The organism is Kitasatospora misakiensis (genome assembly GCF_042656005.1).
GTDB classification, from domain to species: Bacteria; Actinomycetota; Actinomycetes; order Streptomycetales; family Streptomycetaceae; genus Kitasatospora; species Kitasatospora misakiensis.
This window is the reverse complement of sequence record NZ_JBHSOF010000002.1, coordinates 52,786-67,518: the sequence shown is the minus strand read 5'-3', so window position 1 is coordinate 67,518 and position 14,733 is coordinate 52,786. Positions and strand designations below refer to the sequence as shown.

General features: G+C 73.4%; 12 protein-coding genes. 9 read left to right on the top strand and 3 right to left on the bottom strand.

Going from position 1 to position 14,733, the window contains the following annotated elements:
- Positions 1–356 precede the first annotated feature (356 nt).
- The gene (locus ACFP3U_RS02170; RefSeq protein WP_380223373.1) at positions 357–1,964 is read left to right on the top strand and encodes an ABC-F family ATP-binding cassette domain-containing protein; all 1,608 of its coding nucleotides are present in this window, start codon (positions 357–359) and stop codon (positions 1,962–1,964) included.
- A 9-nt stretch (positions 1,965–1,973) separates the two neighbouring features.
- Here ACFP3U_RS02170 and ACFP3U_RS02165 read toward each other — a convergent pair whose 3' ends face one another.
- The gene (locus ACFP3U_RS02165) at positions 1,974–3,506 is read right to left on the bottom strand and encodes a S41 family peptidase (RefSeq protein WP_380223372.1); all 1,533 of its coding nucleotides are present in this window, start codon (positions 3,504–3,506) and stop codon (positions 1,974–1,976) included.
- Positions 3,507–3,769: 263 nt separating this feature from the next.
- Between ACFP3U_RS02165 and ACFP3U_RS02160 the strand changes: the two genes are divergently transcribed.
- Both ACFP3U_RS02160 and ACFP3U_RS02155 read left to right on the top strand, forming a co-directional pair.
- Complete coding sequence (locus tag ACFP3U_RS02160) at positions 3,770–3,982, top strand: hypothetical protein (RefSeq protein WP_380223371.1); 213 nt, start codon at positions 3,770–3,772, stop codon at positions 3,980–3,982.
- A gap of 40 nt (positions 3,983–4,022) precedes the next feature.
- Entirely contained in the window at positions 4,023–4,397 is a 375-nt protein-coding gene (locus tag ACFP3U_RS02155) for a toxin Doc (protein WP_380223370.1), read from the top strand.
- Between the two features lie 267 nt (positions 4,398–4,664).
- Here the strand turns inward: ACFP3U_RS02155 and ACFP3U_RS02150 are convergent, their stop codons facing one another.
- Positions 4,665–5,123 (bottom strand): hypothetical protein, encoded by a 459-nt coding sequence (locus ACFP3U_RS02150; RefSeq protein WP_380223369.1) that lies wholly within the window; start codon positions 5,121–5,123, stop codon positions 4,665–4,667.
- 171 nt (positions 5,124–5,294) lie between these two features.
- On the opposite strand from ACFP3U_RS02150, the gene ACFP3U_RS02145 reads away from it, so the two are divergent.
- The 6 genes from ACFP3U_RS02145 (at position 5,295) to ACFP3U_RS02120 (ending at position 13,854) form a co-directional block, all read left to right on the top strand.
- Positions 5,295–6,494, top strand: a complete 1,200-nt coding sequence (locus tag ACFP3U_RS02145; RefSeq protein WP_380223368.1) for a CaiB/BaiF CoA transferase family protein — start codon at positions 5,295–5,297, stop codon at positions 6,492–6,494.
- Positions 6,495–6,914: 420 nt separating this feature from the next.
- Complete coding sequence (locus ACFP3U_RS02140) at positions 6,915–7,802, top strand: terpene synthase family protein (protein WP_380223367.1); 888 nt, start codon at positions 6,915–6,917, stop codon at positions 7,800–7,802.
- Positions 7,789–8,811, top strand: a complete 1,023-nt coding sequence (locus ACFP3U_RS02135; protein WP_380223366.1) for a polyprenyl synthetase family protein — start codon at positions 7,789–7,791, stop codon at positions 8,809–8,811. The genes ACFP3U_RS02140 and ACFP3U_RS02135 overlap by 14 nt, the downstream gene beginning before the upstream one ends.
- A 261-nt stretch (positions 8,812–9,072) precedes the next feature.
- A complete protein-coding gene (locus ACFP3U_RS02130; RefSeq protein ID WP_380223365.1) occupies positions 9,073–10,143 on the top strand; it encodes an acyltransferase family protein in 1,071 nt (356 codons plus the stop codon).
- A 193-nt stretch (positions 10,144–10,336) separates the two neighbouring features.
- Complete coding sequence (locus ACFP3U_RS02125; protein WP_380223364.1) at positions 10,337–11,551, top strand: acetyl-CoA C-acetyltransferase; 1,215 nt, start codon at positions 10,337–10,339, stop codon at positions 11,549–11,551.
- 113 nt (positions 11,552–11,664) lie between these two features.
- Entirely contained in the window at positions 11,665–13,854 is a 2,190-nt protein-coding gene (locus ACFP3U_RS02120) for a 3-hydroxyacyl-CoA dehydrogenase NAD-binding domain-containing protein (RefSeq protein WP_380223363.1), read from the top strand.
- 9 nt (positions 13,855–13,863) lie between these two features.
- On the opposite strand, the gene ACFP3U_RS02115 is transcribed toward ACFP3U_RS02120, so the two are convergent.
- Entirely contained in the window at positions 13,864–14,634 is a 771-nt protein-coding gene (locus ACFP3U_RS02115; RefSeq protein ID WP_380223361.1) for a MerR family transcriptional regulator, read from the bottom strand.
- Between the last annotated feature and the right edge of the window lie 99 nt (positions 14,635–14,733).

Sequence of the window (14,733 nt, the reverse complement as noted above, 5' to 3'; positions counted from 1 at the left end):
TGATCGGCACCGAAAAAACCGGTTGCGGGCCGCGCGGGCGCTTCGTAGCGTGATCCCTGCCACCCCGCCCGAACAGGAGAAGGCCGTTGAACTACTGAGGTCCCGAGACACCGCCCCCGCCGCGCCGCAGCCCTGTCGCTGCCCTGCCGCAGCCTTGTCGCTGCCCGCGCGGTCCGTGAGTGTGCGCGTGCCCGACCTCAGTGGTGAGCCGGCCCGGCGTCCCCGTCGCTCTGACGACCCGAGCCCCATCCCGGCCCTCCCTCCCCGGTCCCGCCCGCACCCGCGGTGTCTCCCCGTGTCGTCCCTCGACCACGTTCGGTGACCGGCCGCGTCCGGCAGACCCTCGGGAGGCCTCCATGGCACAACCCACCACCTCGCTCCTCTGCACCGACCTCTCCTTCGACTGGCCGGACGGCAGGCCCGTCCTCGAAGGCTTCCACCTCGCCGTCGGCCCCGGCCGCACCGGGCTGATCGGGCTCAACGGCGCGGGCAAGTCCACCCTGCTGCGCCTGCTCGCCGGCGAACTCACCCCCACCGCGGGCGCCGTCAAGGTGGGCGGCGAGCTCGGCTACCTGCCGCAGGGGCTCACCCTGGACACCGGCCTGCGGGTCGACGAGGCGCTCGGCGTCCGGGCCGCCCGCGAGGCCCTGCACGCCATCGAGGCCGGCTCCACCGACCAGCGCCACTTCGACGCGGTCGGCGACGACTGGGACGTCGAGGAGCGGGCCCGCGCCCTGCTCGACCGGCTCGGCCTGCGCCGGCTCGGCCTCGACCGCACCACCGGCGAACTCTCCGGCGGTGAGGCCGTCCTGCTGCGGCTGGCCGCCCTGCTGCTGCGCCGCCCCGACGTCCTGCTGCTCGACGAGCCGACCAACAACCTCGACCGGGCCGCCCGCGAGCGGCTCTACGAGACGGTGGCCGGCTGGGGCGGGGTGATGGTGATCGTCAGCCACGACCGCGAGCTGCTCCAGCACGTCGACCAGATCGCCGAGCTGAGGGACGGCCAGGTCACCTGGTACGGGGGGAACTTCGCGGAGTACGAGCGCACGGTGGCCGCCCAGCAGGAGACCGCCGAGCGGCTGCTGCGCCACGCCGAGGCCGATGTCCAGCGCCAGAAGCGGGACTTGGTCGACGCCCGCACCCGGCTGGAGCGCAGCGCCAGCTACGGCAGGAAGCGCTCGGTCACCCGCAACGACCCGCGCATCGTCGCCGGCAAGCTCAAACGCCAGGGCGAGGAGACGGCGGGCCGCGTCCAGGGGATGCACACCGAGCGCCTGGAGGAGGCCAAGCGGAAGCTGACCGCCGCCGAGGAGGCCGTCCGGGACGACGCCGAGATCCGGATCGACCTGCCCCGCACCGCCGTCCCGGCCGGGCGCACCGTGCTCACCCTGGAACAGGTGCGGCTGCCGCACGGCGTCACCGCCGAGCTCGACCTGCGCGGGCCCGAGCGGATCGCCCTGGTCGGCCGCAACGGCTCGGGCAAGACCACCCTGCTGCGCACCATCGCCGGTGAACTCGCCCCGCTCTCCGGCGTGATCACCGCCCCGGTGTCGCTGCGCCACCTCCCGCAGCGGTTGGACCTGCTCGACGACAAGCTGACCGTCGCGGGGAACGTCAAGCTGTTCGCGCCGAACGCGGGGGAGAACGCGATCCGGGCCCGGCTGGCCCGGTTCCTGTTCCGCGGCGGTCGGGCCGACCAGCCGACCGGCACGCTCTCCGGCGGCGAGCGGTTCCGGGCCACCCTGGCCGCGTTGCTGCTGGCCGACCCGCCGCCGCAGCTGCTGATGCTCGACGAGCCGACCAACAACCTCGACCTGGCGAGCGTCCGCCAGCTCACCCAGGCGCTCGCCGCCTACCAGGGCGCGCTGATCGTGGCCAGCCACGACCTGCCGTTCCTGCGCGGCCTGGGGATCACCCGCTGGCTGGAGCTGGACGGCGAGCTGAGGGGGGTGGACCCGATGTGACGGCCGGCGTCAGCGGCTGACGGTCAGGGGCCAGCGGCCAGCGGCCGGCGGCCGGCGGTCGGCGGTCGGCGGTCCCGGCGTACGGCGGTCAGTGGTCGGCGGTCCGGCGGAGAGGATCCGCCGGGCCTCGGTCAGAGCGGAGTCGCGGCCCTGGTCCAGCTCCTCCGGGGTGAAGACCGGGGTCCGGACGTCCGGCGGGATGCCCGGCCCGTCGAAGGTGCCGCCGTCGCGGGTCAGGAACTTCTCGTTCGGCAGGACGGCCACGAAGTCGGCCGAGACCGGCTTGAACATGAGGTCGGAGAACACGCCCTGGGTGTTCTCGCCGACCCGGACGGGTGCCGGCCGGCGCTCGGCCATCGCCTGGGTGAAGGTCTCGCCCGCGCTGACGGTCGAGCCGGCGGTCAGCAGGGCGACCGGCCCGGTGTAGCGGGTGGCGCCGGCGGCCGGGCGGACCACGCTCGGCTGGGGAGCGGTGAACCGGGTCGGGTCGGCCGGGTCGTTGCGGGCCACCTTCCGGTAGGCGAGGAACGGCCGGTCGGTGAGCCGGGAGGCGATCCGCAGCCCCAGTTCGTCCGAGCCGCCGCCGTTCAGCCGCAGGTCGATCACCAGACCGTTCAACCGGTCGGGGTGGGCGAGCAGGAGGTCCAGCGCCTTGTCCAGCTCCGCCGCGTGCTCCTGGTAGGGGCCGTCCTCGACGTAGTCGTCGAACCCGCTCACCCGCAGGTAGCCGATGCCGCCCGGGAGTTCGCCGACCCCCAGCCGGCCGAGGCCGAAGGGCCGCTCCGGCGCGACCAACTGGGCGGCGACGGCCCGGGCCGCCTGCTCCTGCTCGTGTTCGTCGGGCTCGCGGGTGCCCGACCGCCACTCGGCGACCACACCGTGGTACCTCCCGTCGGCCTGCTTGCGGCCCAGGCCGACATGCGCGTCGGCGAGCGGTCGGAGCAGGCCGGCGAGGATCCCCTCCAGTTGGTCGGGGGTGGTCTGCGGGGTGATGTCCGCCCGCGCCCGCGCGCCGTTCGCCCGCCAGTCGACGCCCTTGGCGGCGAAGAAGGGGTAGTTCTCCTCGAAGGTCGCCCAGAACCGGTCGAAGGCCACGAGCGGGTCCTGCGGGGCGGGCTGCCGGCACTGCGCCGGCAGCCCGCCGGGCAGCCGGGTGAGGTTCCTGGCGGAGGCGGCGCCGTCCTCCTTGTACACGGCCCGGTCGCGCCCCCGGGGCGTGACCGAAGCCGTGGCGTACGCCTTGCCGGACGCGCCGTACCGGACGACGCCGCCGCGCCCGGGCGTCCCGACCTGCGCGCCGGAGAACCAGCCAGGCGTGCAGCTGATCCGGGTCACGTCGTAGGTGGTGAAGGCCGTTCCGTGGATCTCGACGATCGAGCCGTAGCCGTCCGTCCGCCAGACGCCCTCCAGCCGGTTGGCACCCGGCCGCTTCGCCGCGCTGTCCCCGTCCCGGTTCGGTGCGGCGACGGCGGCGCCCGCCGTGCCGATCGTTCCCGCCGTGACCGCGAGCGCGAGCGCCGCGATCCCCACCGACCTGGCCACCGGCCTCCGCTGTCCGATCCCCATGCCGTCCCCTGCCGTTTCCGGTCCGGGCGCTTCCCCGCGGAGCCCTCCGCCGCCCACGAACCGACGGTACGGAACCCCGCGCCCGGACGCGTCAACCTGCGGGGCGGTCCTCGTGTCGGACCACGGACGGAGACCGGATGCTGCGCGGCTCCGACCTCCGGTGGAGGCACCCCGGGACGGTCTCGGGGTTGTCGCCGACGCGGTGTCCAACTCCGGTGTGCTCCAGTACCATCGGCGCCATGCCAGCACTCAACATCGAGTACACGGAGCACGAGCTCGCCGCCATTCGTGAGGCGGCCGCCGCCGACGGCAAGAGCGTCAAGGCCTATGTGCACGACCTGAGTGTGCGGGAGCAGCAGCGCCGGGTGTTCGTCTCCCACGCGGTGGCGTTCTGGAACGCGCACCGCGAGGAGTTCGACCAGGCGTTCCCGGAGGACGCGCCGGCCGCCTGAGCGCCACGCGACGGGAGGGGTCCACGGGAGGGGTGCCGCGATGATACTGCTGCACGTCGATCTGCGCTGGCTGCTCGACGTCCAGGAGCTGGCCTCGCCCGAGGACCTCAGCGTGCGCGACTACTCGGCGCTCCAGGCGGCCGTCGCGCGGCACCGGGTGAACACCGCCCAGCTCGGCCACGACGCCGATCCGGCCTGGTGTGCCGCGACGCTGATGCACACCATCGTGCTGCTGCGCCCGCTGCCGCTGCGCAACAACCTCTACGCCTGCATGGCGACGGCCGCGTACATGCACGCGGCCGGGGAGGGCGTCGATCCGCCGTACGGGGCGCTGGTCGAGCTGGCCCGGGACGTCGCCGAGGGGCGGGCGGACGTGTTCGCGGCGGCCGACCGGATCCGGTCCTGGCGGATCTGAGCCCGGACCGGTCCGGTCGGCCGCCGCGGGCCTCAGGCCTCAGCGGGGGCCTCGGCGCCGCGGGTCAGTCGGGAAGGAGTACGGGAAGAACGACGACCAGTGCTGGAGCTTGTCCGGCCCGCCGCCCGCGCCCGCCGCCCGCCGCCCGCCGACCGCGGCACGCCCCCCGTGCCTGGTCCCGCTCAGTCCATCAGCACCACGTCCGGCCGCCGCCCCCTCCCGACACCGCACGCCCTGCCGCGTCCGCGGCCCCTGCCCCCGAACCGTTCACCCTTGCTCTCCTCCCACCGGCAGCCAGACGGTCAGCCGCCACGTCGTTCCGTCGTCCGCCGGCCCGGCCTCGCAGCCGCCGCGCAGCGTCGCCGCGCGTTCGCCGATCCCGGGCCGCCGCGATCCCGGGCCGCCGCGATCCCGGGCCGCCGCGATCCCGGCGGCGAGCGGCGCGGCGACGCATGCGAAGGCGCGCTGGGTGGTCAGGGTGGGGGAGTGCGGCAGGTCACCGATCCGGTCGTGGCGCAGCAGCCCGGCCCAGCGCTCCCGCGCGTACAGCAGGAACCCGGTGATCAGCGCCAGCCCCTGGACGGCGAACCTGCCGCCGCGGTCCGCGTCCGGCCCACCGGCGGGGCGAGGGGTTCGGGGGCGGGCGAAGCCGGGATCGCGGTCTGGGTGCGGAGCGGGAGTGTCGGGGTCATGCCCCCGCGTTCCCGCGCGCCCGGCGGCCCGCACGTCCTCCGGAGACCGGAGCCGCCTCCCCCGCCGGGGGGATCCGTCCGGGGGGTGACGGTCCCGGGGGAGGAGGGCCGAAGGCCTTGTTACCGGCGAGTCGCTTGCCTATCATCGCGAGTGTTACAGCTTTACTGTCAGACTTCCTCGATCCTCGGAGGAGCAGTGGCGCCCGTGGGTGACAGCGCTGAGGGCGGCGGCGGGCCGCTGGCCGGGGTCCGGGTGGTCGAGCTCGCCGGGATCGGGCCCGGCCCGTTCGCCGCGATGCTGCTGGGCGACCTCGGCGCCGACGTCGTCCGGGTGGACCGCCCCGAACCCTCGCCGCTCGGCATCGAGCCGGCGTACGACCTCGCCAACCGCAACAAGCGCTCGGTGGTCGTCGACCTCAAGGCCACCGGCGGTCCGGACCGGGTGCTCGACCTGGCCGCCCGCGCCGATCTGCTGATCGAGGGCTACCGGCCGGGCGTCGCCGAGCGCCTCGGCGTCGGGCCGGAGGCCTGTCTGGCCCGCAATCCCGCGCTGGTGTACGGACGGATGACCGGCTGGGGGCAGCACGGGCCGCTGGCCGCCAGGGCCGGGCACGACATCGGGTACACCGCGGTGGCCGGCGTCCTCGGCCTCGTCGCCCCGACGGCCGCCGCTGCGGCGGATCCCACCGCCCCGGCGGAGGCCGACGGCCCGCCCGCCCTCCCCGCCAACCTGCTCGGCGACTACGCCGGCGGCTCGCTCTACCTGGTCGTCGGCCTGCTCGCCGCCCTCCACCACGCCCGGGCCACCGGCGCCGGCCAGGTCGTCGACGCCGCCATCGTCGACGGCGCCGCCCACCTCACCGCCGTCCTCCAGGGCCTGCTCGCCGGCGGCCGGTGGCAGGACCGGCGCGGCGCCAACCTGCTCGACGGCGGCGCGCCGTTCTACGCCGTCTACCCCGCCGCCGACGGCGGCCACCTCGCGGTGGGCGCGCTGGAGCCGCAGTTCTACGCCGAGTTCGCCCGGCTGCTGGAGCTGGGCCCGGACGCGCCCGGCCAGTGGGAGACCGCCCGCTGGCCCGAGCTGCGGGCCCTGATCGCCGCACGCTTCGCCACCCGCAGCCGGGCCGCCTGGGAGGCCGTCTTCGCCGGCTCCGACGCCTGTGTGGAGCCTGTACTGACGATGCGTCAGGCCCACGCCCACGAGCACCTGGTGAGCCGGGCGACCTACGTCGAGGTGGACGGCGTCACCCAACCCGCCCCCGCCCCGCGGTTCTCCGCCACCCCCGGCGCGCTGCGCCGCCCGCCGGCCCGGCCGGGCGCCGACACCGACGCGGTCGCCCGCGACTGGGGCGTGCCCTCACTCGCCACCGGTCCGGCCGGCCCCGACATCGCGCCGACCCCCTGAGCCCGCCGCCCTGCCAAGGAGTTTGCCGTGCAACGCGACCTCTTCACCGACGACGCGTACGGTGTCCCGGAGCCCGTGGCCGGCTTCGACGACTTCGACCTCCAGCCGAGGGGCGCCCGCGACGGGACATCAAGTGGCTGATTACGTATGCCTGTTCGAGTTCTTGGGGGCCCTCTAGACGAGTACGCAGCGTTGGTGATTCTCTTGCGACGGTTCGAGGAGTTCCCGTCTGCCTAATTCCTGGAAGGCTCTGGATGATGCGTCACGCTGGTTCGCAGTTCCTCTTCGGCGCCTCCGACGCGCTGGTGACAGCGCTCCCGGGTGCGGCCCGGATGTCGGTGCCCGATGCCTGAGGACGGGCCGGCGGGTCCGGCATACTCCGTCGCGGACGAGTACAGGCAACGGCCCTTCCTGAGCGCCGTGGCAACCGACTGCACCCGATGGCTCAAGGCTCACCGGCTGGCGGACTCCCGTACCTGCGGGGAGATCGGCAGGCTGTCCGCCTCCTACGCATACCGCTGCTGGCCGGCGGCCGGGGCCGAGGAACTGCTCGTGTTGACCCGGTGGTGCTCCCTGTCACTGCTCGTCGACGATGCCTTGGACAGTCCCGGTGGACGGGCGGATCAGCATCTCGGGGCGTATGCGGATCATCTGGTTTCGCTCGGCCGGTCGGACTGTCCCGCCGAGGCGGCACAACAAGCGGGCGGGTCGTCGGGATTCGTCGCTGCGTTCGACGATCTGCTGGCGCGGCTGGGCCCGCGGATGGGGCCGGACTGGGTCCGGCGATTTCTACGGAACTGTCTGCTGAGTCTTGAGGCGTTCGGCTGGGAGGCGGGCAACCGAGCCGAGGCCTGCTGGCCCTCGCTCGCCTCCTACCTGGCCAATCGGCCGCACAGCAGCGCAAGCCTGGTCAACCTCGATCTGGTGGAGTACGCGGCGCGCACACCGCTGACACCGGATCAGGCGGAGCACGAGGATGTGGTGGCGCTCCGGCGCCTGGCGGCCGACTGCACCGCCTGGCACAACGACCTCGTCTCCTGGCCCAAGGAGCGTGCCCAGGGCGATCCCCACAACCTCGTGCTGCTGCTGGCTCACCACGAGCCCATGCCGCTGCCCCGGGCCGAAGCGGAGGTGCGCCTGCGCATCTCCGCCCGTTTGGCGGAACTCCACCACAGTGCCGACCGCCTGGCCCGTTCCGTGCCGGGCGCGGAGGCCTACGGCGAGGCTGTGCGTGACTGGGCACATGGCCTGATGACGTGGCACGACCTCGCGACGACTCGTTTTGAGAGTTCCCATGCCCCTGCCTGACCTCGCCGCCATCCCCTACGCGTCCGCGGTCGGTTCGCACAGCGACCTGGCCGCGGTCGACGCCGCGATCCTGGATGCAGTCGACCAGCTCCCGCCCCGTATCCGCGCTGTGGCGCGATATCACCTGGGATTCACCTCGGGCCCCCGGACCGCCGAGCACCGCGGCAAAGCACTACGGCCTCGCCTGGCGCTGGCTGCCGCCCGGTGCGGGCCCACCCCGGAGCGGGCGGTCGCAGCGGCCGTGTCCGTCGAACTGATGCACGGGTTCTCCCTGTTGCACGACGACATCATGGACGGCGACCGCACCCGACGTGGCCGCGCCGCGGCCTGGGTCGTCTACGGCGTACCGGCGGCGTTGTTGACCGGCGACGCGCTGTTGACGCTCGCGCTCGGTGTGCTGGCCGACAGCGGCACTGCGGCGAGCATGGGCGTGTGCGTGCGGATGATGAGCGCGCTCGTCCGCGGCCAAGGCGACGACCTTGCCTTCGAAGACGATCAGCAGGTCACGGTGGACGCGTACCTGGAGATGGCAGAAGGCAAGACCGGAGCCCTGACCGGCGCTGCCTGCGAGCTGGCAGCCACCCTCGCCGGCGCTCCACCGGCCGTGGTCGAGGCGCTGGAGCGGTTCGGCCGCCACGCGGGAGTGGCCTTCCAGATCGCCGACGACGTCCTCGGCATCTGGGGAGACAGCCGCCGCACCGGCAAGCCCGTCGGCAGTGACCTCGTCGCCAGGAAGAAGACCCTTCCGGTCGTGGCGGCGCTCCACGCCGCCGATGCCGAAGCCGGACATCTGCGCGCGCTCCTCGACACCGGCGTCCCGTTGACCGAGGCACAGACCCGGCAGGCGACCGTGCTCGTCGAGCGGCTCGGAGGGCGCACCACCGCCGAGGCCATCGCACAACAGCACCTCGACCTCGCACTCGAAGCACTGCACTGCTGCGATCTGCCCGCGGTCGCGCGGGAGGAACTCCGCTCCATGGCACACCACATGGCCGCCCGGTCCCGCTAGCCGGGGCACCGGTCCGGCGGGACGCACTGTGCCTCCACCCGACCGGTCTCCGGTTCGTCTCCTGCCCGCTCCGGCCACCGCCTGCGAAACCCCTGCGTGCCACCAACGCAGTTCCCTGCCCGAGAGCGAAGAATGATGAATGCCCTGCCTCCACCCGCCACGACGGGCAGTCCCGTCCCCACACCCGCTTCCCGCGCCGGTGAACACGCTCGCAGCGTCCATTCACCGCATTCACCGCATTCACCGCAGGGCAGAACCCGGTTGCCCTCACTGACCGGGCTGCGTTTCCTTGCCGCCCTGGCGGTCTTCTGCTGCCACGCAGGACTCATCTGGCAGCACGCGGGCGGGTGGCCCGGACTGCGCGTACTCAACCCCGGTGGCCCGTTGGGGGTCACGCTCTTCTTCGTTCTCAGTGGATTCGTGCTCACCCACTCGTCCCGCCGGGAAGACAGCGCCCGGAAGTTCTGGGGCCGCCGAAGCGCCAAGATCCTGCCCGGCCACGCGATCGCGTGGATCGTTGCCATGTCCGTCGTCTGGCTGGGAGTGGCCCGCCCGCTACAGGAAGCGGGGGTGACAGCGTGGCAGGACCTGCTCAATCTCATGCTCGTCCATACGTTCTCGCCGTCGCCCAGCGGGCTCGCCGCCGGCAACGGTGTCGCCTGGTCGCTTGCCTGCGAAGCCTTCTTCTACCTGCTCTTTCCGGCACTGCTGCCGCTGGTCGACAGGATCAGCCGGCGAAGGCTCCCGCTCGCCGCCCTGGCAACCGCACTCGCCGCCTGGATCCCCGCGACCATTGCCTGGATGTGCGGAGCACACGGGGACGCCATGGACGTGGGGATGCACGAGATCCTGCGCCCGCCCATCTCCTACGTCTACGTATTCCCACCCAGTAGACTCCCTGACTTCGTGCTGGGCATGATCCTCGCCCGGCTCCACGTCCACTACCCGCCCAAACAGCCCCGTGTCGCGGCCGCCGTTCTCGCACTGGCGGGCGCGCTCAGCCTCTGCCTCGTCCTGCCCGCTCCGTATTCCGTCTCGGCACTGCCGCTGGTCCCGCTGGCGCTCATCATTCGTCTCGTGGCCGCCCGGGACGCGCAGGGGCTGAGCAGCCCACTGCGCAGGCCCGCCCTCATCCGGCTCGGGAAGTGGTCGTACGCCTTCTATCTGGTGCACTTCACGATCCTGGCGGTCCTGTTCCACGTGTGGAGCGGGGGCTGGTACGTGGTGCCGGTCGGCTTGGCGCTGGCCGGGACCCTGCTCGTATCGGCCGCCATCTACCGCTTCGTCGAGTACCCCTGCTGTCGAACCGCGGGTGCCGCCGAGGCTCGGTGAAACCGGCCGAAGCCCGCGCGGCGCGAAGCCGGGCCGGCACAGACCGGCCTTCGGGAAAGTGCGACGCCTCGATGGCGGCCGCATCCGGACCAGCTACGGCGGCACCACCGAGATCATGGAGGAGATCGTCGGCCGCTCTATCCTCGGCTGAACCGGCTCGCCACCCCGAACCCGCCCCGAAAGGCTGCCCACCGTGACCACCGAAGCGTACGTCTACGACGCGATCCGCACCCCGCGCGGCCGGGGCAAGGCCTCCGGCTCGCTGCACGGCACCAAGCCGATCGACCTCGTCGTCGGCCTGATCCACGAGATCCGCCGCCGCTTCCCCGAGCTCGACCCGGCGGCGATCGACGACATCGTGCTCGGCGTGGTCAGCCCGATCGGCGACCAGGGCTCCGACATCGCCCGGATCGCCGCCGTCGCCGCCGGCCTGCCCGACACGGTGGCCGGCGTGCAGGAGAACCGCTTCTGCGCCTCCGGTCTGGAGGCCGTCAACATGGCCGCCGCCAAGGTCCGCTCCGGCTGGGAGGACCTGATCCTGGCCGGCGGCGTCGAGTCGATGTCCCGGGTGAAGATGGCCTCCGACGGTGGCGCCTGGTTCGCCGACCCGATGACGGCGTACGAGACCAACTTCGTGCCGCAGGGCGTCGGCGCCGACCTCATCGCCACCATCGAGGGCTTCTCCCGCACCGACGTCGACGCGTTCGCCGCCGAGTCCCAGGCCCGCGCCGCCAAGGCCCAGGCCGACGGCCTGTTCGACTGCTCGGTCGTCCCGGTCCGCGACCGCAATGGCCTGGTCGTGCTGGACCGCGACGAGTTCATCCGCCCCGGCACCACCGTCGAGACGCTGGCCGGGCTCAAGCCCTCCTTCGCCGCGATCGGCGAGGCCGGCGGCTTCGACGCCGTCGCCCTGCAGAAGTACCACTGGGTGGAGGCCATCGACCACGTCCACCACGCCGGCAACTCCTCCGGCATCGTGGACGGCGCCGCGCTGGTCGCCATCGGCAGCCGCGAGATCGGCGAGCGCTACGGGCTGCGGCCGCGCGCCCGGATCGTCTCCGCCGCCGTCTCCGGCTCCGAGCCGACCATCATGCTCACCGGCCCGGCCCCCGCGACCCGCAAGGCGCTCGCCAAGGCCGGCCTGACCGCCGCCGACATCGACCTGGTCGAGATCAACGAGGCCTTCGCCGCCGTCGCGCTGCGCTTCGTCCGCGAGATGGGCTTCTCCCCGGAGCAGGTGAACGTCAACGGCGGCGCGATCGCCCTCGGCCACCCGCTGGGCGCCACCGGCGCGATGCTCATCGGCACGCTGATCGACGAACTGGAACGGCGCGACCTCCGCTACGGCCTGGCCACCCTCTGCGTGGGCGGCGGTATGGGCATCGCCACCGTCGTCGAGCGCGTCTGACCCGCGCGTCCGACCCGACCCGCGCGTCCGACCCGCGCGCCAAGACGCACCGAGACGCGCCGAGACGCCCCGAGACCTCCTCCCCTTCCGGCCCTTCAGGAGACCCGAACCCCATGAGCGACACCGGCGACACCGGCGACACCACCACCATCCGCTGGGAGCAGGACCAGGACGGTGTGGTCACCCTCGTCCTCGACGACCCCACCCAGTCCGTCAACACCATGAACGAGGCCTTCACCGCCGACTTCGAGGCCGTCGTCGCCCGGCTGGCCGGCCTCGGGGACGAGCTGCGCGGCGTGGTCGTCACCTCCGCCAAGAAGACCTTCTTCGCCGGCGGCGACCTGAGGATGCTCTCCGCCGCCCGCCCCGAGGACGCCGCCGCCGTCTTCGAGAAGTCGATGCGGATCAAGCGCGCCCTGCGCACCCTGGAGACGCTCGGCAAGCCGGTCGTCGCCGCGCTCAACGGCAGCGCGCTCGGCGGCGGTCTGGAACTCGCCCTCGCCTGCCACCACCGGATCGCCCTGGACACCCCCGCGAGCCGGATCGGCCTGCCGGAGGTCACCCTCGGCCTGCTCCCCGGCGGCGGCGGGGTCGTCCGCACCGTCCGGCTGTTCGGCATCACCGACGCCCTGCTCAAGGTGCTGCTGCAGGGCCGCCAGTACCGGCCGGCGCAGGCCCTCCAGCACGGCCTGGTCCACGAGCTCGTCGGCACCCCGGAGGAGCTGACCGCCCGGGCGCGGGCCTGGATCGAGGCCAACCCGGCCCCCGTCCAGCCCTGGGACGTCAAGGGGTACAGGATCCCCGGCGGCACCCCCAGCACCCCGGCGTTCGCCGCCAACCTCCCCGCCTTCCCCGCCAACCTGCGCAAGCAGCTGGCCGGCGCCCCCTACCCGGCGCCGCGCAACGTGCTCGCCGCCGCCGTCGAGAGCGCCCAGGTGGACGTCGACACGGCGATGGAGATCGAGGCCCGCTACTTCACCGAGCTGGCCTGCGGGCAGACCAGCAAGAACATGATCCAGGCCCTCTTCTTCGACCTCCAGGCGGTCAACTCCGGTGCGGGGCGCCCCGCTTCGGTGGAGAAGCGGACGGTCCGCAAGGTCGCCGTGCTCGGGGCCGGCATGATGGGCGCCGGTATCGCCTTCGCCTGCGCCAAGGCCGGCATCGAGGTGCTGCTCAAGGACGTCACCGTCGAGGCCGCCGAACGCGGAAAGGCCTACTCCGAGGGCCTGCTGGCGAAGGCGGTGGCCCGCGGCCGGAGCACCGAGGCGCAGCGCGACGAACTGCTCGCCCGGATCACCCCGACCGCCGACGCCGCCGACCTGGCCGGCTGCGACGCGGTGATCGAGGCGGTCTTCGAGAACCCCGAGCTCAAGCACAAGGTGTTCCAGGAGGTCGAGGGCGTCGTGGCGCCCGACGCGCTGCTCTGCTCCAACACCTCCACCCTGCCGATCGGCCTGCTCGCCGAGGGCGTGCGGCGCACCGCCGACTTCATCGGCCTGCACTTCTTCTCGCCGGTCGACAAGATGCGGCTGGTGGAGATCATCCGCGGCCCGCAGACCGGGGACGAGGCACTGGCCCGCGCCTTCGACCTGGTCCGGCAGATCGACAGGACCCCGATCGTGGTCAACGACTCGCGCGGCTTCTTCACCTCGCGGGTGATCGGCCAGTTCATCAACGAGGGCCTCGCCATGATCGGCGAGGGCGTCGAGCCGGCCAGCGTCGAGCAGGCCGCCGCCCAGGCCGGCTACCCGGCCAAGGTGCTCGCGCTGCTCGACGAGCTGACCCTCACCCTGCCGCGCAGGATCCGCGACGAGCACCGGCGCGCCGTCGAGGCGGCCGGCGGTGAGTGGACCGCCCACCCGGCGGACGCGGTGGTCGACCGGATGGTCGACGAGTTCGGCCGCCCCGGCCGCAGCGGCGGCGCCGGCTTCTACGACTACGACGAGAACGGCACCCGGGGCCGGCTCTGGCCGGGCCTGCGCGAGCACTTCACCCGCGCGGACGTGGACATCCCGTTCGAGGACCTCAAGGAGCGGATGCTGTTCAGCGAGGCCCTGGACTCCGTCCGCTGCCTGGAGGAGGGCGTGCTCACCTCCGTCGCGGACGCCAACGTCGGCTCCATCCTCGGCATCGGCTTCCCCGCCTGGACCGGCGGCGTCCTCCAGTACGTCAACGGCTACCCGGGCGGCCCGGCCGGCTTCGCGGCGCGCGCCCGCGAACTCGCCGCCGCGTACGGCGAGCGGTTCGCGCCGCCCGCGCTGCTGGAGCGGATCGCCGCCGAGGGGGGCACCTTCACCGACTGAGCCCCGCGCTCACCGGTCGGGCGAGGCGGCGGAGTCCCCCTCCGCCGCCTCGCCCTGCTCCTCGCTCGCTGCCTCGCCAAGCTCCTCGCCCAGCTCCTCCCGCAGCGACTTCTGGAACGCCGTCACCAGCGCCTGCGCCACCATCGGCTGGAGGTGATCGGTGAGTGCCTTCATCCGCTCCACGTCGTCCGGCGCCGGCTCGCTCTCCCGGAACGGCCGCCACACCGTCTCCCGGAACAGCCGCTGCAACTCCCGCGCCGTGGCCCGGCTGTGCTCCACCACCACGGCGCGCGCCGCCAGCAGCGTCTCCAGCGGGATCGGCACGTCCAGGATCCGCACCCCCAGCGGCAGCAGCCCCGGATCCACCCGGAACACCTCCGGGTCCGCCGTCCGCTCCAGCGCCCCCATCGCGGCCAGCCGGTCCAACTGCTCCTCCGACAGCGACCGCCCGGCCCGCCGCTCCAACTGCCCCCGGCTCGCCTCCTCCGGCGTCTCCGGCGTCCAGGACGCCACCAGCGCCCGGTGGATCGCCAGGTCCAGCGGGGTGGAGTCCTGCGGCAGCCGCGCCAGGTACCGCTCGATCGCGGCCAGCGTCAGCCCCTGCCGCTGCAACTCCTCGATCAGCCCCAGCCGGTCCAGGTGCTCGGCCCCGTACCACCCGACCCGCCGGGCCCCCAGCACCGGCGGCGGCAGCAGCCCCTTCGTCCCGTAGAACCGCACCGTCCGCACCGTCACCCCCGCCCGCGCCGCCAACTCGTCGACCGTCAGCCGCACCTCCACCCCGGGCCTCCCTCCCTCGCACCACCACTGTGACACCACCAGTGTGACACCACTGTCCCACCGGGGCGATCGAGTGGCCGCGGCGAACACGCGGAGTGC

Excerpts from the sequence above, each read along its gene's own strand:
- ACFP3U_RS02170 (WP_380223373.1), top strand. The coding sequence starts at position 357 with ATGGCACAACCCACCACCTCGCTCCTCTGCACCGACCTCTCCTTCGAC.
- ACFP3U_RS02160 (WP_380223371.1), top strand. The coding sequence starts at position 3,770 with ATGCCAGCACTCAACATCGAGTACACGGAGCACGAGCTCGCCGCCATT.
- ACFP3U_RS02155 (WP_380223370.1), top strand. The coding sequence starts at position 4,023 with ATGATACTGCTGCACGTCGATCTGCGCTGGCTGCTCGACGTCCAGGAG.
- ACFP3U_RS02135 (WP_380223366.1), top strand. The coding sequence starts at position 7,789 with ATGCCCCTGCCTGACCTCGCCGCCATCCCCTACGCGTCCGCGGTCGGT.
- ACFP3U_RS02120 (WP_380223363.1), top strand. The coding sequence starts at position 11,665 with ATGAGCGACACCGGCGACACCGGCGACACCACCACCATCCGCTGGGAG.